Origin of the sequence: Pseudomonas sp. LjRoot71, from assembly GCF_964253255.1 — a bacterium.
Classification (GTDB): domain Bacteria; phylum Pseudomonadota; class Gammaproteobacteria; order Pseudomonadales; family Pseudomonadaceae; genus Aquipseudomonas.
The window spans coordinates 2,683,859-2,705,832 of the sequence record NZ_CAXURA020000001.1; the positions used below are offsets into that span (position 1 = coordinate 2,683,859).

Below are 21,974 nucleotides of genomic sequence, written 5' to 3' on the forward strand. Positions count from 1 at the left end.
GTTTATGAGTGGAGTGGCTATGGGTGATCGGCACGATTATGTCGCCCTGGAATGGGTTAAGGGCGAGATCGCGGAAACCCTGAAACAGGCGCGTCAGGCGCTGGAGGCGTTCGTCGAGAACCCCCAGGACGCTACGCGCATGCGTTTCTGCCAGACCTATGTGCACCAGGTGCTCGGCACCTTGCAGATGGTCGAGTTTTTCGGCGCAGCGCTGCTGGCCGAAGAAATGGAGCAGCTGGCCGGTGCCCTGATCGAAGGCCGGGTGACCAACCAGGGCGAAGCCCTGGAAGTGCTGATGCAGTCGATTCTGCAGCTGCCGGTGTACCTCGACCGTATCCAGACCGCCCGCCGCGACCTGCCGATGGTCGTGCTGCCTCTGCTAAATGACCTGCGCGCTGCGCGTGGGGAAAAACTGCTGTCGGAAACCAGCCTGTTCGCCCCGGACATGTCCGGGCGCACGCCAGCGCTGTCCCATGAAACCATTGACCAGCTGCGTACCGCCGAATTGCCGGTGTTGCTGCGCAAACTGCGGCAAATGCTGCAAATGGCCCTGGTCGGGGTGATCCGTAATCAAGACCTACCGACCAATCTGGGCTATATGGCACGGGTGTTCGCCCGCCTGGAAAACCTCTGCAAAGACTCGCCGCTCGGCCCGCTATGGCAGATCGCGTCGGGCGTGGTAGAAGGTCTGGCCAACGGCAGCGTGGCCAATGGTTCCTCGATTCGTACCCTGCTGCGTCAGGTCGATAAAGAACTCAAGCGCCTGCTGGAGCAGGGCGCCGACGGTATCAACCAGCCGGCACCTGATGAGCTGAGCAAGAACCTGCTGTTCTATGTGGCCAAGTCGTCGGCACAGTCGCCGCGTGTACGCACCCTGCGTGAGCAGTACCGCCTCGACGACGCCCTGCCGGATAACGATGTGGTCGACGAGGAGCGTGCCCGCCTGGCCGGTCCGGATCGCGATGCCATGCGTTCGGTGGTCGCCGCATTGTGCGAAGAACTGGTGCGGGTCAAGGACAGCCTTGATCTGTTCGTGCGCAGTGATCGCAGCCAGGTCGCGGACCTGGATGCACTCGCCGCTCCGCTCAAGCAGATTGCCGACACTCTCGCCGTACTGGGCTTCGGTCAGCCACGCAAGGTCATCGCCGATCAGCTGGATGTGGTCAACAGCCTGGCCAAGGGCCAGGGCGAGCCAAGCGATGCGGTGCTGATGGATGTCGCCGGGGCGCTGCTGTATGTCGAAGCGACTCTGGCTGGCATGGTCGGCCCAACGCAGGATGGCGGGCGTGAAGAAAGCCATCTGCCGACCACCGACGTGGCGCAGATTCATCAGTTGGTCATCAAAGAGGCGCGCAACGGCCTGGAACAGGCTAAAGACGCGATCATCGAATTTATTGCCTCACAGTGGAACCACGAGCACCTGGCCCGCGTGCCCGAGTTGCTGACTCAGGTGCGCGGCGGTCTGGCGATGATCCCGCTGCAGCGTGCCGCCGACCTGCTCAACGCGTGCAACCGTTATATCCAGGAACAACTGCTGGCGCGTAAGGCCGTGCCCAACTGGCAGAACCTCGACACCCTGGCGGACGCCATTACCAGCGTCGAGTATTACCTTGAGCGTCTGGCCGAAGACCATGCGACCCAGGGCGATCTGATTCTCGACGTGGCCGAAGAAAGCCTGGAAAGCCTGGGTTACCCGCTGAAGGAAAAACCCTCGATTCTCGACCGCATCGAGCCTGAGGTGGAGTCCTTCGCGCCATTGGCCGACCCGCTGGATGATCTGGATGTGCTCGGTGCCGAGCCGGAGCCGGAGCCGGAGCAGCAAACCGAGCCAACGCCGCCAGTCGCCGAGGAGTCGCTGAGCCTGGAGCTGGCAGACGATTTCAGTGCCGAGTTCGCCGATCTGGATTCAACTGCGATTGAGGCCCCGCGCAGCGAACCCGAGTGGGCGACTGACAGCGCCGCGGCTGATCTCGAACTGATCGACTTCAGCATTGATCTGGTCGAAGCTGAGCCTCTGCCGCTGCTGGACACCGTGCAGGAACAAGCGCAAGCCACTGAAGAACTGTCGCTCGACAGCCTGGAGCTGGACGCCGCTGACAGCCTGAGCAACTGGGGCGAAGCCGAGTTTGCTGCCCTTGAACTGCCTGAGGTCGAGCTGCCCAGCGCCCCGCTCAGCGAAGAGCCTGCGCAACCGGTTGTCGAAAAAGCCCTGTCGATGGCCGATGTCATGGCCGCTCCAGTGCAGGCGATCAATCCGCCCGCTCACGACGTGCCGCCCAGCCTGTTGCCACCGCCGGCCGATGAAGAACCGGTCGATGACGAATTGCTGGAAGTCTTTATCGAAGAAGTCGGCGAAGTGCTGGAAACCATTGGTGAATACCTTCCCCAGTGGTGTGCCGATACCGACAACAAGGACGCCCTGAGCGAAATTCGCCGTGCCTTCCACACCCTCAAGGGCAGTGGCCGTATGGTGCGTGCCCTGGTGATCGGTGAGCTGGGTTGGGCGATTGAGAATCTGCTCAACCGTGTGCTCGACCGCACCATCACCCCGGGTGCCGAGGTGCAGCAGGTGATCGCTGATGTGGTCGCCCTGATGCCGGCACTGGTCGATGAATTTGCCAACAAAGCTCAGCGTCAGCGCGACGATGTCGACCTGCTGGCGGCAACCGCGCATGCCCTGGCTAAAGGTCGAACCCTCCCAAAACCTGAAGCCCCGGTGGAGCTGGTAGCAGAGCCCGAGGGCAGCCCAGCCGCTACCGCTGAGGTTACTGCCGCCACTGTTGTTGAGGATGACGAGGACGGCCTCGACCCGCAGTTGCTGGAAATCTTCCGCAACGAGGCGGAAATGCACCTGGATACCCTGGTAGGTTTCCTGGCCGATTGTGCTCAGGAGCTGCCGCAACAGGTTACCGATGATCTGCAACGCGCCCTGCACACCCTCAAGGGCAGTGCCTCGATGGCTGGTATTCAGCCGGTGGCAGAAATCGCCTCGCCGTTGGAAAAGCTGGTCAAGGAGTTCAAGACCAACCTGATCCCGATGGATCTGGCTGAGGCCGAACTGCTGAGCAGCGCTGAAAAGCTTTTCCGTCTGGGCCTTGAACAGCTGGAAACCCATCCATTGGCAGCCTTGCCGGGCGCCAGCGAGTTTCTTGAACGCGTGCAGAAACTGCACAACGACCGCCTGGAACATGCGGAAAACAGCCGTCAGAGCGAACCGGGTGAAAAGCGCGACCCGCAGATGATCAGCATCTTCCTGGCCGAAGGCATGGACATTCTGCTGGACGCTGAAGACCTGCTGCGCAAGTGGCGCGAACACCCGTCCGAGCGCCAGGAACTCAGCTCGCTGCTGGAGGAACTGACCACCCTTGGCCGCGGTGCCGAGATGGCTGATTTACCGCAGATCGATGAGCTGTGCGAGGCGCTGCTGGACCTCTACGGTGCTGTGGAAGAAGGCAGCCTGGCCGTTAGCGAGCGTTTCTTCAGTGAGGCCGAACAGGCCCACGAAGCCCTGATCGGCATGATGGATCAGGTAGCCGCAGCACTGCAGGTCAGTGCCGCCCCCGAGCGCGTTATGGCGCTGCGTAATCTGCTGGATGAAGCACTGGATCCCAACACCCTGGCGCTTTTGTCCAGCAACGGTGATTCCGGTATCGAGATCGTCGAACTGGCCGATGCCACCGCAGCCCTGGAAACCTTGGCTGAACCAAAAGAATTGCAAGAGCCGGATACTGCGCTGGCGCTTGATGCATTTGTCGTGGAAGAACAACCGGCGCCCCAGGTGATCGAACCTGCCGAGGAGCCCGCAGCGGCTTCGCTCTACGAGTCGCTGGATGAGGAAATGGTGGCGATCTTCCTCGAAGAGGCCGTCGATATCCTCGATAGCGCCGGACAAGCACTGGAGCGTTGGCTGGCTGATCCGGAAAACAAGGCCGCGTTGTCGTCTTTGCAACGTGACCTGCACACCCTCAAGGGCGGTGCGCGCATGGCCGAGATTCGCCCGATTGGCGATCTCGCCCATGAGCTTGAATCCCTTTACGAAGGCCTGGTTGACCGTCGCTACAGCTTCTCGCCTGCACTGGCCGGCCTGCTGCTGCAGAGCCATGATCAACTGGCGCAGTTGCTGGAGCAACTGCAGGCCCGTGACGTTATGCGTTCGCCTGAGCAACTGATTGAGGCCATTCGCAGTTTTCGTCAGAGTGGCGGGCAAAGCTTGCCCGTGACCCCGGTGGCGCCCGAGCCTGAAGCCGAAGCCGAAGCCGAAGCCGAAGCCGAAGCCGAAGCCGAAGCCGAAGCCGAAGCCGAAGCCGAAGCCGAAGCCGAAGCCGAAGCCGAAGCCGAAGCCCTGCCTGAGTTGGAAACAGTCGAACTGCTGGATGCAGAGCAGCCTGAACTGCTGGCTGTCGAGGAAGAAATCGACTTTGGCATTCTGGCGGATGTGGCCCCGGTTAGCGTCGAGAGCGACCTGGTTGGCGAGCCGCTGGTAGAGATTGAAGCATTCGAATTACCCGCCATTGAGCTGGATGAACAACCGTTGGAGCCCGAGCTGGCTGCGCCGGTCGAGTGGCAGGACACTCCTCTTGCAGAGCCAGAGCCAGAGCCAGAGCCAGAGCCAGAGCCAGAGCCAGAGCCAGAGCCAGAGCCAGAGCCAGTCGCCAGCGTGATGGCTGCGCAGGTACTGGATGACGAGCGTGATCCAGAGCTGGTGGAAATCTTCCTTGAGGAAGGTTTCGACATCATCGACAGCGCCGGGGCAGCCTTGCAGCGCTGGATGGATGACGTCGACAACAGCCTGGAACTGGAGTCGCTGCAGCGTGACCTGCACACCCTCAAGGGTGGTGCACGGATGGCCGAAATTCGCGAAATCGGCGATCTGGCCCACGAGCTTGAGTTCCTTTATGAAGGGCTTGGACAAGGCCGCCTGCGTGCCAGTCAGGACCTCTTCACTCTGCTGCAGAGCTGTCACGACAGCCTGGCTGAGATGCTTGAGGCCGTGCGCAACAAGCGTGCGGTACCCAATGGCGACGCGCTGATCGAGACCATCAAACGCTTTCGTGCCAACCCCGACGAGCAGTTGAGCATGCCGTCCTCGGTAGCCCTCAAGGCGGCCGAAGCCGAGCAGGATGACGATGCCGAATCGGACATCCTCGACATCTTCCTTGAAGAGGGTGATGACCTGCTGGAGGCCATGGAAGAAGCTATTGGCCGTTGGGAGGCTGACCGTGAAGACGGCAGCAGCATTGATGACATGCTGCGCATTCTGCACACCCTCAAGGGCGGTGCGCGGCTGGCCGGGCAGAAACGCCTGGGCGATCTGACCCACAGCCTGGAGCAGCACCTGAGCGAAGCGCAGACCCAGGGCGCGCCGTGGCCGCAAAGCCTGTTTGTTGATGTGCAGTCGGGCTTCGAAGGCTTGCAGCAGGAACTCGATGTCCTGCGTCAGCGCCTGAATGCCAGCCTGGCAGTCGATAGCGGTAATGCGCCAAGCGAGGTTGTCGCGGCTGAACCGACCGCGCGTCTGCCTGAACTGGCCACGCCGATTGTCGCTGCCAGTGCCATGCCGGCGCAGGAGCTGGTGGCCAAAGTGCTGCCGTTCGTTCGTCGTGCTGAAGAAGCGGCGCAGGAAGCCGCCTCGCGTCGTGCGCCGCAGGAGCTGGTCAAGGTGCCGGCCGAGCTGCTGGAAGGCCTGGTCAACCTGGCCGGTGAGACCTCGATCTTCCGGGGTCGAGTCGAGCAGCAGGTCAGCGATTTTGGTTTCACCCTTAGCGAGATGGAAGCCACCATCGACCGCGTGCGTGATCAACTGCGCCGCCTCGACACTGAAACCCAGGCGCAGATTCTCAGTCGGATCCAGGCTGAGGCTGAGCGCGCCGGCTATGAAGATTTCGACCCGCTGGAAATGGACCGCCACTCGCAGTTGCAGCAGCTGTCGCGCGCACTGTTCGAATCGGCCTCCGACTTGCTAGACCTGAAGGAAACCCTGGCCGCGCGTAACCGCGATGCGGAAACCCTGTTGCTGCAACAGGCGCGGGTCAACTCCGAGCTGCAGGAAGGCCTGATGCGTACGCGCATGGTGCCGTTCGACCGCCTGGTGCCACGTCTGCGCCGTATCGTGCGGCAGATTTCCGGTGAGCTGGGCAAACAGGTCGAGTTTATTGTCGGTAACGCTGAAGGGGAGATGGACCGTACCGTCCTCGAGCGTATCGTTGCGCCGCTGGAGCACATGCTGCGCAACGCCGTCGACCACGGCATCGAAGCCGCTGACGTGCGCCGTGCCGCGGGCAAACCTGAGCAAGGCACCATTCGCCTGGCGCTGGGTCGTGAGGGTGGCGATATCGTCCTGACCCTGGCCGATGACGGTGGCGGGATTCGCCTGGAAGCAGTCAAGCGCAAGGCCATCGAGCGCGGCTTGATGGATGCCGACTCCGACCTGACCGACTACGAAGTGCTGCAATTTATCCTCGAAGCGGGCTTCTCCACCGCCGAAAAGGTTACGCAGATTTCCGGGCGTGGCGTCGGCATGGACGTGGTCCACTCCGAAGTCAAACAGCTCGGCGGCTCGATGAGCATTGAGTCGGTGCCCGGCACTGGCACCACCTTTACCATTCGCCTGCCGTTTACCGTATCGGTCAACCGCGCGCTGATGGTGCTGTCGGGTGAAGACCTGTATGCCATTCCGCTGAACACCATCGAAGGTATCGTGCGGGTCTCGCCGTACGAGCTGGAAGCCTATTACGCCCCCGATGCCCCGCGCTTCGAATACGCCGGGCAGAGCTATGAACTGCGCTACCTGGGTGACCTGCTGAACAACGGCCAGCAGCCCAAACTGGTTGGCCAGAGCCTGCCGCTGCCGGTGATTCTGGTGCGATCCAAGGAGCACGCGGTAGCGGTACAGGTCGACTCCCTGGCCGGTTCGCGGGAGATCGTGGTGAAGAGCCTCGGTCCGCAATTCGCCGGGGTGCACGGGATTTCCGGTGCGACCATCCTTGGTGATGGCCGCGTGGTGGTGATTCTCGACCTGCTGGCGACCATCCGTGTGCTGCATGCGCACCTGCTCACCCAGCTGCAACCGCGTCAGCTCAAGCAGTCGGCTACGGCTGCCGAGATCGAGGCAGATCGCCCGACGCTGGTTATGGTGGTCGACGACTCGGTTACCGTGCGCAAGGTCACCAGTCGCCTGCTTGAGCGCAACGGCATGAACGTATTGACGGCCAAGGACGGTGTGGATGCCATTTCCCAGCTGCAGGAGCGCAAGCCCGACATCATGCTGCTGGACATCGAAATGCCACGCATGGACGGTTTCGAGGTGGCAACCCTGGTACGCCACGACGAAGGCCTGAAAGACCTGCCGATCATCATGATCACCTCGCGTACCGGTGAGAAACACCGTGAGCGGGCCATGAGCATCGGTGTCAACGAGTACCTCGGTAAGCCTTATCAGGAGTCCTTGTTGCTTGAAACCATTCTGCAATTGGTGGGCCGCCACCCGGTAAACCGCACATGACTGAGAAAACTGCAGCCCGCATTGCGGTGATCGCCGATACCTCCCTGCAGCGTCACGTGTTGCAGCAGGCGTTGACCGGCAGTGGCTATCAGGTGGTGATGAACAGTGATCCGGCGCGCCTCGATCAGGACACCCTGAGCGCCTGTGAAACCGATCTGTGGCTGGTTGATCTGGCGCAGTCGGAAGATTCGCCGCTGGTCGACAGCCTGCTGGAAAGCGCCTCGGCGCCGGTGCTGTTTGGCGAAGGCCACGCCCCGGAGCGCCATTCGGAAAACTACCCGCGCTGGGAACGTCGCCTGTTCGGCAAACTGAAGAAACTGGTCGGCGATCCGTCGCAGGCCGTTGGCCCGAGCCTGGAAGCCTTGCTGGCTGAAGCGCAACGGCCATCGCGCCTGGACCTGCCGGCTGCGCTGGCGGATACCCCGTTGGTAGCCGGTGAGCCGGCGCGCCAGGTGTGGCTGCTGGCCGCCTCGCTGGGTGGTCCGGCAGCGGTCAAGGCATTCCTCGATGCCTTGCCGGGTGGTCTGCCAATCGGTTTTGTCTACGCCCAGCACATCGACGCCAGCTTCGAGAACGCCCTGCCGCAAGCCGTGGGTCGGCACAGCCAGTGGCACGTCAACCCGGCCCGGCATGGCGATGCCGTGCGCTGCGGCGAAGTGGTGGTGGTGCCGATCAGCCATGAGCTGGGGTTTGCCGATGACGGTGCGATGCAGATTGCCGAGCGTGGTTGGCCGGAACCCTACAGCCCGTCGATCGACCAGATGATGCTCAACCTGGCTCAGCATTTCGGTGCCATGAGCGGGGTGATTGCTTTCAGCGGCATGGGCAGTGATGGCAGTGCCGCTGCCGCCTATGTCCGCCGCCAGGGCGGTTTGATCTGGACTCAACGTGCCGACAGCTGCGCCTGCCCGAGCATGCCGGACAGCCTGCGTGAAGGCGGCTACAGCAGCCATAGCGGTGACCCGCGTGAGCTGGCCGAGACGTTGGTCAATCACCTGGCCGAGCAGTGCAGTTAATCTGGGCGGGTGCCCTGAATAGGAAATTTTCATGAGCCAAGCCGTCGCCAACCAGAGCAGCGCCAACAGCCTGACCGGCCTGTTGATGCCGCTGACTGACCGTACTCTGCTGCTGCCCAACGTCGCGGTGGCCGAGCTGATTCCTTACCGTGCGCCGCAGGTCAGCGAAGGCATGCCCAGCTGGTTTCTCGGGCAGATTGCCTGGCGTGATCTGCGCCTGCCGCTGTTGTCCTTCGAGGCCGCGTCGGATGGCCAGGTCAGCATCAGTCCTGGCTCGCGGGTGGCGGTGATCAACGCCCTGGGTGGCCGGCCGAGCATCAAGTTTATTGCCGTGCTGGTGCAGGGTATTCCACGCTCGATCAAGGTCGGTAACGACCTGCTGCGTGCGGATGTCGCCCTGGCACCGCTGGAGCTGGATGCCGTGCAATTTGGTGAAGCCGTGCTGAAGATTCCGGACCTGATTGGTTTGGAGCAGAAGCTGGCGGATGCCGGATTGATCTGACGGTTTCTGCATAAAAAAGCCCGCATTTGCGGGCTTTTTCTTGGGCGCACACTTATCTAGAAATCGCCCCACAACTGCTGCGCCACGCTCAAGGCCACGACCGGTGCGGTCTCCGTACGCAGGACGCGCGGGCCGAGGCGTGCGGCGTGAAAACCTTGGGCTTTTGCCTGGTTTACTTCGTTGTCACTCAGGCCGCCTTCCGGGCCGATCAGAAAGGCCAGCGACTGCGGTTGCGGATGGCTGGCCCAAGGCTCGGCAACCGGGTGCAGCACCAGCTTGAGGTCAGCCGAAACCTGCGTCAGCCAGTCTGCGAGGCTGATGGGCGGGTGAATGATCGGCAGCACTGAACGGCCGCATTGCTCGCAAGCGCTGATTGCCACTTGCCGCCAGTGCGCCATGCGCTTGTCGGCGCGTTCATCCTTGAGGCGCACTTCGCAGCGTTCGCTGACGATCAGGCTGATTTCGTTGGCACCCAGCTCGGTGGCCTTCTGAATCGCCCAGTCCATCCGCTCGCCGCGCGAGAGGCCTTGGCCCAGGTGAATATGCAGTGGTGATTCGGCCTGGCCGGCCAAGGCTTCGCGCAGTTCAACGCGCACATTCTTCTTGCCAACTTCGATCAGTTCACCGAGAAACTCCTGGCCGCTGCCATCGAACAGCTGCACCGCGTCGCCCACGGTATGCCGCAGCACACGGCCGATATAGTGCGCCAGGGCTTCCGGCAGCTCATGCTGGCCGAGGGAGAGGGGGGCATCGATAAAGAAGCGGGATAGGCGCATAAAGGTGAACCTGGAATAAAGGCGCGAATTTTAGCTGTAGGGTGCGCTGTGCGCACCGGGTGGGCGATGCTCTCACCATCCACCGCCAGAGCAATGGTGGATGGGTAAAGCGCCATCCACCCTAGGTTTAGCCCGGGTCGCGAAACCCCGGGTAGTTGGCATTGCCCTGCGCCACGCTGACCGAGGTGCGGGTGGCGAGGTCGATGCCTTCGCTGGCCACTTCCGCGAGGAAGTCGATCTGCTCAGGGGTGATCACGTAAGGCGGCAGGAAGTACACCACGCTACCCAATGGGCGCAGCAGTGCGCCACACTCCAGCGCGTGCTGGAACACCTTGAGACCGCGCCGCTCCTGCCAGGGGTAGGCGGTTTTGCTGGCTTTGTCCTGCACCATCTCGATGGCCAGGGCCATGCCGGTCTGGCGCACTTCGGCGACATGCGGATGCTCGGCCAGGTGCGCAGTGGCGCTGGCCATGCGCGCGGCCAAGGCCTTGTTGGCTTCGATCACATTGTCCTGCTCGAAGATATCCAAGGTCGCCAGGGCGGCTGCGCAGGCCAGCGGGTTGCCGGTGTAGCTGTGCGAGTGGAGGAAGGCGCGCAGGGTCGAGTAATCGTCGTAGAACGCCTGGTAGACCTCGTTGGTGGTCAGGCAGGCGGCCAGCGGCAGATAGCCGCCGGTCAGGGCTTTTGACAGACAGAGGAAATCCGGACGAATACCGGCCTGCTCACAGGCGAACATCGTCCCGGTGCGGCCAAAGCCCACGGCAATCTCGTCATGGATCAGGTGTACACCATAGCGGTCGCAGGCTTCGCGCAGCAGCTTGAGGTAGACCGGGTGATACATGCGCATACCGCCCGCGCCTTGGATCAGCGGTTCGACGATCACGGCTGCAACTTCATGGGCATGCTCGGCCAGGGCCTGCTCCATATGGCCGAACATCAGGCGTGAGTGTTCCTCCCAGCTCACCCCGGCGGGGCGGTGGTAGCAGTCCGGGCTGGGCACCTTGAGGGTGTCGAGCAGCAGCGCCTTGTAAGTGTCGGTAAACAGCGCCACGTCACCCACTGACATCGCCGCGATGGTTTCGCCGTGGTAGCTGTTGGATAGGGTGATAAAACGCTTTTTCGCCGGTTGGCCGACGTTGAGCCAGTAGTGAAAGCTCATCTTCAACGCGACTTCGATGCAGGACGAGCCGTTGTCGGCGTAGAACACCCGGTCCAGGCCCGCTGGGGTCAGCTTGACCAGGCGCTCGGACAGCTCGATCACCGGCGCATGGCTGAAGCCGGCGAGAATCACGTGCTCCAGTTGATCGACCTGATCCTTGATGCGCTGATTGATCCGCGGGTTGGCGTGGCCGAACACGTTGACCCACCAGGAGCTGACCGCGTCGAGATAGCGTTTGCCATCGAAATCCTCGAGCCATACGCCTTCGCCGCGTTTGATCGGTACCAGCGGTAGCTGTTCGTGGTCTTTCATCTGGGTGCAGGGGTGCCAGAGTACGTTCAGGTCACGCTGCATCCATTGTTCATTCAGGCTCATGCGGTACGGGTGCCTCAGCTTGTCATCTTCTGCGCCAAGCCTATCAGAAGCCCCGTGTGCGAAGGACGGCATAACGTGAGTTGATTGCCCGGCTGGCCGCTGATCCGCTCTATCATGCCGCCTGTAGCCCGCCCGCTGAACTTTGCCGCGTGGCGTTAGACTAACTTTGCCTGGATCAAACTCGCTGGCAACGCATCGTATTTCCCGATATTTCAAAGCGAAAATTTCCGCTTTTTGTCGATAGGTTTGTTGCTAGTCTTGCTCGACTCGTGGTTCTGGTTCTTCCTTCGGAAAGTCTTCAATGCAATGGCGCAATAGTTCTTCGCATTACGGTCTGGTCAGCATCCTGCTGCATTGGTTGGTGGCGTTGGCCGTATTTGGTCTTTTTGGCCTGGGTTACTGGATGGTCGGCCTGGATTACTACAGCGGTTGGTACAAGACCGCGCCGGATCTGCACAAGAGCATCGGCCTGCTGCTGTTTGCCGTGATGCTGGTGCGCGTGCTGTGGCGCTGGGTCAGCCCGGCTCCGGCGAGCTTGTCGAACCATGGTCGGCTGACTCGTCTGGGCAGCAAGCTGGGCCATGGTTTTCTGTACCTGGGGCTGTTCGTGCTGATGATTTCCGGTTACCTGATTTCCACTGCCGATGGCCGTGGCATCGAAGTCTTCGGTCTGTTTGAAGTGCCTGCAAGCCTGACCAGTATCCCCGATCAGGAGGATGTCGCCGGCCTGGTGCACGAGTACCTGGCCTGGGCCCTTGTGATCTTTGCAGGTGTGCACGCTCTGGCGGCACTCAAGCACCACGTTATTGACCGTGATCGCACGCTGCTGCGCATGTTCGGTCGCTAGTTCTGTTCGCTGTTTCCGGGCGCTGGATGACCCGTGCCCATTCCACACACACAAGGAGCATGCCCATGTTGAAGAAAACCCTCGTAGCCCTGGCACTTGGTGGTGCGTTGATGGGTGTTGGTCAGGCGATGGCGGCTGATTACGCCATCGACAAGCAAGGCCAACACGCCTTCGTCAACTTCAAGATCAGCCACCTGGGCTACAGCTGGTTGTACGGTACTTTTAAAGACTTCGATGGCAGCTTCAGCTTCGACGCCGCCAAGCCGCAGGACAGCAAGGTCAATGTCACCCTGAACACCACCAGCGTCGACACCAACCACGCCGAGCGTGACAAGCACATCCGCAGCGGTGATTTCCTCAACGTCAGCAAGCACCCGACTGCGACCTTCACCTCCACTTCGGTGAAATCCACCGGTGAAGGCACTGCCGATATCACCGGCGACCTGACCCTCAATGGTGTGACCAAGCCGGTGGTGATTGCGGCCAAGTTTATCGGCGAAGGCAAAGACCCATGGGGCGGCTACCGTGCCGGCTTTGAGGGCAGCACCAAACTGAAGCTGAAAGACTTCGACATCCAGAAAGACCTCGGCCCTGCGTCTCAGGACGTTGAGCTGATCATCTCGGTTGAAGGCGTACGCCAGTAAGCCTGCCAGGCGGGACATAACCCGCCTGTTCAGACCTGCCAACAAAAACGCCGCCCAATGGGCGGCGTTTTTCGTTTTGTGTTTCAACGGCCGGCTAGCTGACTATGACTCTTCGCGGTTGCGCGTCAGCAGGGCCGGTTTCTCGCCGCGTGGGCGGGCGCTGGCCAGTTCGTCGAGCTGCTCCGGGGTCGGGAAGCGGTCCAGGCGCGAGCCCTTGTGCACGATCACCGGTTGTTTGTCGCGTGGGCTTTTCACCGCAGCTTCCTGGCGTGGCAGCTCATCGCGATTCAGCGAGGTGGTGCGGGTGTCGCGCGGCGGACGTGCACGGCCAGCACCATTGCGACCCTGGCCACCTTGAGCGGCGCCACCCTGGCGGCGGCCCTGGCCACCGGCATTGGCACCGCCGCCATTGCTGCGTGGCGGCTTGGCTGGGCGTGCACCCTGGCCTGCACTGTTACTGGCGCTAGGCGCACCGGGCCGACGGCCACGGTTCTGCTGCTTGTTCTGGTTCGGGCTGACGTAGTCGGCGCGGTTGCCGAAATTATCGATGTCATCGTCGCGGAATTCGTCCGGCGCACGGTCCGGAGGCAACGCGGGCACGGCTGGCGCAGCGGCGCGGGCCGTGCCGCGCGGTTGTTGCGCACGGCCACCCTGCGGCTTGCGGCTGTTGTCGCGGCCGCTGTCCTTGCCTTTGTCCTTGCGTCCGCCGCCATGGCGTTCGCCTTCTGGCTTGGCCCCGCGCGGTTGACGCGGTTTTTGCGGCTCACGCACTTCCGGGCGCTCTGCCTCAACGGTGCTGGCATCAAAGCCCAGCAGATCGCCGTCCGGGATCTTCTGCTTGGTCATGCGCTCAATGCCTTTAAGCAGCTTCTCTTCGTCTGGTGCGACCAGCGAGATCGCTTCACCGCTACGGCCGGCACGTCCGGTGCGGCCGATGCGGTGCACGTAGTCTTCTTCAACGTTGGGCAGTTCGAAGTTGACCACGTGGGGCAGTTGGTCGATATCCAGGCCGCGGGCGGCGATATCGGTGGCCACCAGAATGCGCACCTTGTTCGCTTTGAAGTCGGCCAGCGCCTTGGTGCGGGCGTTCTGGCTCTTGTTACCGTGGATCGCCACGGCGGGCAAACCGTGCTTGTCGAGGTACTCGGCCAGGCGGTTGGCGCCGTGCTTAGTGCGGGTAAACACCAGCACTTGCTCCCAGGCACCCTGGGTGATCAGGTGGGCGAGCAGGGCGCGCTTGTGGCTGGCAGCCAGACGGAACACGCGCTGCTCGATGCGCTCGACCGTGGTGTTCGGCGGCGTCACTTCGATGCGTTCCGGGTTGTGCAGCAGCTTGCCGGCCAGGTCGGTGATGTCTTTCGAGAAGGTCGCCGAGAACAGCAGGTTCTGCCGCTGTGCGGGCAGCTTGGCGAGTACCTTTTTCACGTCATGGATAAAACCCATGTCGAGCATGCGGTCGGCTTCGTCGAGCACGAGGATTTCCACGTGCGAGAGGTCGATGGCGCGCTGGTTGGCCAGGTCGAGCAGGCGGCCGGGACAGGCCACCAACACGTCGACGCCCTTGGCCAGGGCCTGGATCTGTGGGTTCATGCCAACGCCGCCGAAGATGCAGGCGCTGACGAATTTCAAATCGCGGGCATACAGCTTGAAGCTGTCATGCACCTGGGCGGCCAGTTCGCGGGTGGGAGTGAGCACCAGTACACGCGGTTGTTTCGGGCCGTGGCGTTGTTCGCGATCCGGGTGACCGTTAGGGAACAGTCGCTCAAGAATCGGCAGGGCAAAACCGCCCGTCTTACCTGTACCCGTCTGGGCCGCCACCATCAGGTCGCGACCTTGCAACGCGGCGGGGATGGCCCGCTGTTGCACCGGAGTGGGTTGGGTGTAGCCGGCGGCTTCGACCGCACGGACTAAAGCCTCGGAGAGACCGAGGGAGGCAAAGGACATGTGTAATCCTGTCTAGTGAGGGCGCAGCCCTATGGGGTGTATTGCCTGGCTTGAATCACGCTTGGGAGGCGTAATCCCGTCCGGTACTACTGGCCTCTGGGGGCTAGCATCCGGGCGCAAGCCTGGCGGGAAGGCCCGAGTATAACAGAGCCGACCTGCTGTGCGAGTGTCGGCCTGCCCGGTGGTTGCCCGCGCCAGGCGGCTCAGCAATGGCGCGGTTTACAGCTGATCAGGTGACCAGTTTGTAGCAGGGCACATAGGCACTGTTGCCCGGCAGTTTCATGCGGTGCTGATCGACGAAGGCCTGCAGCAGTCGATCCAGCTGCAGCATGATCTCGCGCTCGCCGCTGATTTCATACGGGCCGTGTTGCTCAATCAGGCGGATGCCCTTGTCCTTGACGTTGCCCGAGACAATCCCGGAAAACGCCCGGCGCAGGTTGGCGGCCAGCTCATGCACCGGTTGCTCGCGGGTCAGCTTGAGGCTGGCCATGTTGGCATGGGTCGGTTCGAACGGATGCTGGAAGCTTTCGTCGATCTTCAGCAGCCAGTTGAAGTGGAAGGCGTCGTTGTGTTCGCGGCGGAATTGTTTCACCGCCTTGATCCCGGCAGCCATTTCCCGGGCGACCTGCTCTGGGTCGTTGATGATGATGCGGTAGCGCTGCTGCGCGGCTTCACCCAGCGTCGCACCGATAAAGGCATGCAGCTGCTCCAGGTAGGCGGCGGCGCTGCGTGGCCCGGTCATGATCAGCGGGAAGGGGATGTTCTGGTTATCCGGGTGCATGAGGATGCCGAGGAAATACAGCAGCTCCTCGGCCGTGCCCGCGCCGCCAGGGAAGATGATGATGCCGTGGCCGACGCGGACGAACGCCTCCAGGCGCTTCTCGATGTCCGGCAGGATCACCAGCTCGTTAACAATCGGGTTGGGCGCTTCAGCAGCGATGATCCCCGGCTCGGTCAGGCCCAGGTAGCGGCCATGCACGTTGCGCTGTTTGGCGTGGGAGATGGTCGCGCCTTTCATTGGCCCCTTCATCACGCCTGGGCCGCAGCCGGTGCAGATGTCCAGCCCGCGCAGGCCCAGTTCGTGGCCGACTTTTTTGGTGTATTTGTATTCTTCGGTGCTGATCGAGTGGCCACCCCAGCACACCACAATCTTCGGCTCGACACCGGCGCGCAGGGTGTGGGCATTACGCAGCAGGTGGAAGACGTAATCGGTGATGCCCTGGGAATTGCTGAAATCGATGCGCTGGTTTTCCAGCTCGCTCTGCGTGTAGACGATATCGCGCAGGGCGCTGAACAGCATCTCACGGGTGCTGGCGATCATTTCGCCATCGACGAAGGCGTCGGCCGGCGCGTTGAAAAGCTCCAGGCGGATGCCGCGATCCTGCTGCAGGATGCTGATTTCGAAGTCCGGGTAGGCTTCCAGAATGGTCTTGGCGTTGTCGCTGTGCGAACCGGTGTTGAGGATGGCCAGGGCGCATTGGCGGAACAGTGCATAGACGCTGCCGGAACCGGTTTCGCGCAGCTGCTGCACTTCACGCTGCGAGAGGGTTTCCAGGCTGCCTTTGGGGGTGACGGACGCGGTGATGGTTTTTCTGCTGACCATTGAGCAACTCCATGGTGGTCTTGAGCTTCAAGCTATGCAGGGTTGACCTTGTGGTCAAGTCGGCGACGCTGACGAGTCACTGCAGGATATGTCTGAGGCAGGGCGCTCTGTTGAAGTCACAGCTGAGGAGGGTGTCGCGGGAAACGTCCATGGCACCTAGGGTGACCATGGACGAGGTAGAGCCCCTCAGCGTGGCAGCTTGAGGTTGTTCCAGATCGCCAGGCTCGGTTCGGCCTGGTTCATGCTGTAGAAGTGCAGGCCTGGGGCACCGCCTTGCAGCAGGCGCTCGCACATCTCAGTGATGACCTGCTCGCCATACGCCTGAATGCTGTCGGTGTCGTCACCGTAGGCTTCCAGCTGCTTGCGCACCCAGCGCGGAATTTCCGCGCCGCAGGCGTCGGAGAAGCGCGCCAGCTTGCTGTAGTTGGTGATCGGCATGATGCCGGGTACCACCGGAATATCCACGCCCAGCTTGCGCACGCGGTCGACAAAGTAGAAGTAGCAGTCGGCGTTGAAGAAGTACTGGGTGATCGCACTGTCCGCACCAGCTTTGGCCTTGCGCACGAAGTTGGCGATGTCGTCCTCAAAGTTGCGCGCCTGCGGGTGCATTTCCGGGTAGGCGGCGACTTCGATATGGAAGTGATCGGCGGTTTCTTCGCGGATAAAGCTGACCAGCTCGTTGGCGTAACGCAGCTCGCCACTGGCCATGCCCATACCCGACGGCAGGTCGCCACGCAGGGCGACGATGCGCTTGATGCCGGAGTTCTTGTAAAGGTTCAGCAGCTCACGCAGCTCGGCCTTGCTATCACCGACGCAGGACAGGTGCGGTGCGGTCGGCACCTTCACGTCGCCGTCGAGTTGCAGCACGGTGTTCAGCGTGCGGTCGCGGGTGGAGCCACCGGCACCGTAGGTGCAGGAGAAGAAATCAGGTTTGTAGGTGGCCAGTTGGCGCGCCACGCTCATCAGTTTTTCGTGCCCGGCTTCGGTCTTGGTAGGAAAGAACTCGAAGCTGTAACGGCGTTCTTGGCTCATGGGGTTTCTAGCCTTGCAGACGTAGGGTGGATGGCGTTGAGCCATCCACCTTGCGGGAAGTCGGCGGTGGATAAGCCATGGGCTTATCCACCCTACGCATTAGTAGCGGTAAGCGTGTGGCTTGAACGGACCGGCCTGCGGCACGCCGATGTAGTCGGCCTGGGTCTTGGTCAGCTGGGTGACCACGCCGCCGAAGCCCTTGACCATTTCCAGGGCCACTTCTTCGTCGAGTTTCTTCGGCAGCACTTCCACGGTCAGGCGCTCGGCTTTCTGCGCCGGGCTCAGGTCGGCGTACTTCTGGCCGAACAGGAAGATCTGCGCCAGCACCTGGTTGGCGAACGAGCCGTCCATGATCCGGCTCGGGTGACCGGTGGCGTTGCCCAGGTTCACCAGACGGCCTTCGGCCAGCAGGATCAGGTAGTCATCGTTGTGCGGATCGAAGCTGCCGGCACCGGTGCGGTGGATCTTGTGCACCTGCGGTTTGACCTCTTCCCATGCCCAGTTCTTGCGCATGAAAGCCGTGTCGATTTCATTGTCGAAGTGGCCGATGTTGCACACCACGGCGCGCTTTTTCAGGGCCTTGAGCATGTTGGCATCGCACACATTGACGTTACCGGTGGTGGTCACCAGCAGGTCGATCTTGCCCAGCAGGGCCTTGTCGATGCTGGCCTCGGTGCCGTCGTTGATGCCGTCGATGAATGGCGACACCACTTCGTAGCCGTCCATGCAGGCCTGCATGGCGCAGATCGGGTCCACTTCGGTCACGCGTACGATCATGCCTTCCTGACGCAGCGACTGTGCCGAGCCCTTGCCCACGTCGCCGTAGCCGATAACCAGCGCTTGTTTGCCGGACAGCAGGTGGTCGGTGCCGCGCTTGATCGCGTCGTTCAGGCTGTGACGGCAGCCGTACTTGTTGTCGTTCTTGCTCTTGGTCACCGAGTCGTTGACGTTGATCGCCGGGATCTTCAACTCGCCCTTGGCCAGCATGTCCAGCAGGCGGTGCACGCCGGTGGTGGTTTCTTCGGTGACGCCGTGGATGCGCTCAAGCATCTGCGGGTATTTCTTGTGCAGGATCTCGGTCAGGTCGCCGCCGTCGTCGAGGATCATGTTGGCATCCCATGGCTTGCCGTCCTTGAGGATGGTTTGCTCGATGCACCACTCATACTCTTCTTCGGTTTCGCCCTTCCAGGCGAATACCGGGATGCCGGCAGCGGCGATGGCGGCAGCAGCCTGATCCTGAGTCGAGAAGATGTTGCACGACGACCAGCGTACTTCGGCGCCCAGTGCTGTCAGGGTTTCGATCAGCACGGCAGTCTGGATGGTCATGTGGATGCAGCCGATGATCTTCGCGCCTTTCAGCGGCTGCTCACCGGCGTATTTGCGGCGCAGGCCCATCAGGGCTGGCATCTCGGATTCGGCGATGATGGTTTCGCGACGGCCCCAGGCGGCCAGGGAAATATCTGCGACTTTAAAATCGTTGAAAGACATGCAATAGCACTCCATTCGTTGTCTGCGAATGGGCGCCGTTGATGCGTATGGTTAACGCCCCATCCGAGCCTGACAGGCGGAAGGTTGATTTAAATCCGCCTGATTGCATTGCTGGAATGCGAGGCTTGGGGATTCAAAACAAACTTACCGCATGCTGCAGCGCCCCTCGGACAGGTGGCGGGAGCGACCGGAGCTGTGCCGGCCACATGAAGCTGGCGAAGTATAGCCAGCCTGGGGCATAAGCCCAAGGCTTTCTGTCGGGGTAATTGGCCGGTGTGTCATGGCTTCTGACCCATTCAGCCATGGCCTTTGTGCGCTGCCTGAGACAGGCTGCACATCCTACTGTCCGCGCTTCTGGAGCCTTCATGACCCTTGCTTACTGGTGTGTGCTGATCGCCATCGTCCTGCCGTATCTGGCCACGGCCGGCGCCAAATTTTTCGGTGCAGGCTACGGGCCGCGTGCCAACAGCGACCCGCGTGCCTTTCTATCTGGCCTGGAAGGCTGGCGTAAGCGCGCCAATAACGCCCAGCTCAACGGTTTCGAGGTAACGCCGGCCTTTGCGGCGGCGGTGATCATCGCCCACCAGGCCGGTGGCGCTGAGCAGGGGTTGCTGGATCAACTGGCGATGGCGTTCGTGGTCAGCCGGGTGCTGTATTTCCTCTGCTATCTGGCGGATTGGGGGCCGATCCGTTCGCTGGTGTGGCTCGCCGGTATGGCCCTGATCGTCAGCCTGTTTGTGGTTTCCGCCTGACCTCGGCGCACGTGAACCTGCCCAGGGTCTGACAACTGCGGCAAAACACCACGCTTGGCCGGTGGGTAGTGGGTGGCGATACTGTCGCCCGTTATTCACCGGTTCTTGGCAGTGAAGGTGTTATGAAACTCAAGACTCTGTTCTGCGTTGTGCTGGCCCTGGCCGTGAGTGGTTGCGGCGGTGTTGACCCCAATTCGCCACAAGGTCAGCGGCAGGCGTTGTTCAAGCAGATGCTCAAGGTCAGCGAGAACCTCGGCGGTATGCTGCGTGGCCGTCTGCCCTTCAAAGAGCAAGCATTTGTGGTGGGCGCCACCGAGTTGGATCAACTGACGCGCAAGCCCTGGCAGCACTTCCCACAGGTACGCGAAGAAGAGGGCGGTGAAAGCCGTGCCAAGGATGAGGTCTGGCAGCGTCAGGCGCGCTTTCAGGAGCTGGCCCGGGCCATGGAGGCCAGTACGGCTGCGCTGGTGGCCGCTACTGCCGTGCAACCGCTGACGCCTGAAGCACTCGCTGTGCCAATGCAGCGTGTCGAGGACAGCTGCAAGGCCTGCCATGAAGAGTTTCGCGCGTTCTAGACGTCTCAGAACCCTGCAATCTGCGCTCCTCGCAACTGGGCTTGCAGGTTTTTGACCTCGGGGTGTTGAAAGAACGCTTCTAGCTGCGCCGAGCGTTGCGCGCCGATACCGGGCAGGCGCTGCCAGTCGGCTGCACTGCGTCGTGCCAGGCTGTCCCAGTCGGCGTCCAACGGCACCTGGCGCGGAACCCCGAGGGCGCGCAGCCAGGCCTGCTGCGGACGTGTTCGAGCCACCTGGAAGCTCTGCTGCAAAGCTGCTGCGCTGCGTGGGCCAAGGCCGGGTACGCGGCTCAGCTGCTCGGTGGACAGGTCCAGCCAGTCCAACAGGCCGTTGATCTTTCCCGCCTGCAACAGCTTTTCCCAGGTGCCGGGGCCGACCCCAGGCAGGGCCAGACCCTGTTTGCCGCTAAGCCAGGCCAGGCGTGCGCGAAACTGGCTGGCGCAGCCGGCGCTGGCCTGCCAGCAGCTCAGCGTGTTGTAAGCGCCGGCATCCGGTACCTGCAGTTCGGCGCGCTCCTGGGTATGCCAGAGCACGCTGTCGAGCACCGGTATGGTCAGCCCGGAGAGGCGAATCACCACCTGATCACCGGGGCGAATATCCAGCGTCTGCCAGCGTTGCAGCGAGTTGGCGCTGACGTATTCGATGCGTCGGTCATCCAGTTTTACCGGCTGCACGCGCAGCATCGGGGTGATACGCCCGCTGCGGCCAATGCGAAAATCCACGGCCTGCACCACGGCCAGGGCCTGGCTGACCGGGTATTTCCAGGCCACTGCCCAGTGTGGCGGTTGCGCTTGCCAGCGTGCGGCCGGTGGGCGCTGGCCCTGGCGCAGAACCACGCCATCGCTGGCGAAGGGCAGGGCGTTGCGGTACCACTGCTCGCGCCAGCGGGTGGCGTCGGCCACGCTGCGGATGGGCTGGCTGAACCGGGCGCTGTCGGCAAAGCCCAGGGCATTCAATTGTTGCAGGCGCTCCAGCATGTTGGCCGGGCCGTCGGGCCAATCCCAGACAAACAGGCCAATGCCAGCGGCGTCCTCGTCGCTCAGCGTCTGCCGATTCATGAGCCCGGCTACCTTGCTGCGTGCGCCCTGGCTGCCCTGTTTATGCTGGATATGTGTTGGCATGCGCCAGTACAGCTCGCCTTGCAGGGTCAGATTCAGCGCCGAAGGCAACTCGGCGGGAATTGCCGGCAGCTGGCGGGCCAGCTGGGTCCAGTCTTGCCCCTGACGGCCGTCGCCGCGGCTGATCAACTGCTGCAAACGGCCCTGGCGATACACCAGGCTGACAGCCACGCCATCGACCTTGGGCTGAATCCACAGCTCATCGCGGTTGGCGATCCAGCGCGCGACGGCGTGTTTGTCCGGCAGCTTGCGCAGACCGGTGTGGGCCACTGGGTGCGGTTGCGGCCCGGCGCTGCTGGTCAGGGGGTTATCAGCTGCACTGTGGATTGCGGGGAAGCAGCTGCGCCAGTGCTGCAACGTGCTGCTGGCCTGGTCATACAGCTCGTCGTCTACCGGGCTTTGCCCCTGGCGGTGATAAGCATCGTCCCATTTGGCCAGCTGTTGGCTCAGGGCATTGAGTTCGCGTTCGGCGCGGCTGGTGGACCAGTCGGGGCAGGCGGCCCAGAGGGAGCTGCTAAACAGCAACAGGCAGGCAATGTGGGTGTTCATCGTGAGCGTCCTTGCTCGGCAGATGGCTCACTCAGCCTAGTCGCTTTTGCCCCTGCAGGCCGAATCGCGGGAAAGAAAAAGCCCCGCACTAGG

Annotated in this window: 14 protein-coding genes and 1 riboswitch; of the genes, 7 read left to right on the top strand and 7 right to left on the bottom strand. The window is 62.2% G+C overall.

Annotation, left to right across the window (positions count from 1 at the left end; all coding sequences use genetic code 11):
* Window positions 1-19 precede the first annotated feature (19 nt).
* From ACSQ17_RS12740 to ACSQ17_RS12750, 3 genes are read left to right on the top strand one after another with little or no spacing between them, the layout of a single operon-like run.
* Window positions 20-7,501 (top strand): Hpt domain-containing protein, encoded by a 7,482-nt coding sequence (locus ACSQ17_RS12740; protein WP_436070471.1) that lies wholly within the window; start codon window positions 20-22, stop codon window positions 7,499-7,501.
* Window positions 7,498-8,517 (top strand): chemotaxis protein CheB, encoded by a 1,020-nt coding sequence (locus ACSQ17_RS12745; protein WP_233683411.1) that lies wholly within the window; start codon window positions 7,498-7,500, stop codon window positions 8,515-8,517. Before ACSQ17_RS12740 ends, ACSQ17_RS12745 begins: the two co-directional genes overlap by 4 nt.
* A gap of 31 nt (window positions 8,518-8,548) precedes the next feature.
* Window positions 8,549-9,019: a chemotaxis protein CheW gene (locus ACSQ17_RS12750; RefSeq protein WP_436069030.1), complete on the top strand. Its 471-nt coding sequence runs from the start codon at window positions 8,549-8,551 to the stop codon at window positions 9,017-9,019.
* A 56-nt stretch (window positions 9,020-9,075) separates the two neighbouring features.
* Here the strand turns inward: ACSQ17_RS12750 and ACSQ17_RS12755 are convergent, their stop codons facing one another.
* Together ACSQ17_RS12755 and ACSQ17_RS12760 are read right to left on the bottom strand one after the other, a co-directional pair.
* Window positions 9,076-9,795, bottom strand: a complete 720-nt coding sequence (locus ACSQ17_RS12755; protein ID WP_436069032.1) for a 16S rRNA (uracil(1498)-N(3))-methyltransferase — start codon at window positions 9,793-9,795, stop codon at window positions 9,076-9,078.
* A gap of 127 nt (window positions 9,796-9,922) precedes the next feature.
* Window positions 9,923-11,329 (bottom strand): adenosylmethionine--8-amino-7-oxononanoate transaminase, encoded by a 1,407-nt coding sequence (locus tag ACSQ17_RS12760; RefSeq protein WP_436069034.1) that lies wholly within the window; start codon window positions 11,327-11,329, stop codon window positions 9,923-9,925.
* Window positions 11,330-11,630: 301 nt separating this feature from the next.
* Here ACSQ17_RS12760 and ACSQ17_RS12765 point away from each other — a divergent pair, with 301 nt between their 5' ends.
* A complete protein-coding gene (locus ACSQ17_RS12765) occupies window positions 11,631-12,176 on the top strand; it encodes a cytochrome b (RefSeq protein WP_436069036.1) in 546 nt (181 codons plus the stop codon).
* Between the two features lie 65 nt (window positions 12,177-12,241).
* The gene (locus ACSQ17_RS12770; RefSeq protein ID WP_436069038.1) at window positions 12,242-12,820 is read left to right on the top strand and encodes a YceI family protein; all 579 of its coding nucleotides are present in this window, start codon (window positions 12,242-12,244) and stop codon (window positions 12,818-12,820) included.
* Between the two features lie 102 nt (window positions 12,821-12,922).
* Here ACSQ17_RS12770 and ACSQ17_RS12775 read toward each other — a convergent pair whose 3' ends face one another.
* The 4 genes from ACSQ17_RS12775 to ahcY form a co-directional block, all read right to left on the bottom strand.
* On the bottom strand, window positions 12,923-14,764 hold the full coding sequence (locus ACSQ17_RS12775; RefSeq protein WP_436069040.1) for a DEAD/DEAH box helicase: 1,842 nt from the start codon (window positions 14,762-14,764) through the stop codon (window positions 12,923-12,925).
* A 229-nt stretch (window positions 14,765-14,993) separates the two neighbouring features.
* Window positions 14,994-16,367: a nucleotide 5'-monophosphate nucleosidase PpnN gene (ppnN, locus tag ACSQ17_RS12780; protein WP_436069042.1), complete on the bottom strand. Its 1,374-nt coding sequence runs from the start codon at window positions 16,365-16,367 to the stop codon at window positions 14,994-14,996.
* Window positions 16,368-16,553: 186 nt separating this feature from the next.
* Window positions 16,554-17,399, bottom strand: coding sequence for a methylenetetrahydrofolate reductase [NAD(P)H] (gene metF, locus ACSQ17_RS12785; RefSeq protein ID WP_436069044.1), 846 nt, complete (start codon window positions 17,397-17,399; stop codon window positions 16,554-16,556).
* A 99-nt stretch (window positions 17,400-17,498) separates the two neighbouring features.
* Complete coding sequence (gene ahcY, locus ACSQ17_RS12790; RefSeq protein ID WP_436069046.1) at window positions 17,499-18,887, bottom strand: adenosylhomocysteinase; 1,389 nt, start codon at window positions 18,885-18,887, stop codon at window positions 17,499-17,501.
* A 23-nt stretch (window positions 18,888-18,910) separates the two neighbouring features.
* Window positions 18,911-19,061: riboswitch (S-adenosyl-L-homocysteine riboswitch) on the bottom strand.
* A gap of 191 nt (window positions 19,062-19,252) precedes the next feature.
* Between ahcY and ACSQ17_RS12795 the strand changes: the two genes are divergently transcribed.
* Together ACSQ17_RS12795 and ACSQ17_RS12800 are read left to right on the top strand one after the other, a co-directional pair.
* A complete protein-coding gene (locus tag ACSQ17_RS12795; RefSeq protein ID WP_436069048.1) occupies window positions 19,253-19,639 on the top strand; it encodes an MAPEG family protein in 387 nt (128 codons plus the stop codon).
* Window positions 19,640-19,761: 122 nt separating this feature from the next.
* The gene (locus ACSQ17_RS12800; protein WP_436069050.1) at window positions 19,762-20,214 is read left to right on the top strand and encodes a c-type cytochrome; all 453 of its coding nucleotides are present in this window, start codon (window positions 19,762-19,764) and stop codon (window positions 20,212-20,214) included.
* Window positions 20,215-20,219: 5 nt separating this feature from the next.
* Here the strand turns inward: ACSQ17_RS12800 and ligB are convergent, their stop codons facing one another.
* Complete coding sequence (ligB, locus tag ACSQ17_RS12805) at window positions 20,220-21,881, bottom strand: NAD-dependent DNA ligase LigB (RefSeq protein ID WP_436069052.1); 1,662 nt, start codon at window positions 21,879-21,881, stop codon at window positions 20,220-20,222.
* Between the last annotated feature and the right edge of the window lie 93 nt (window positions 21,882-21,974).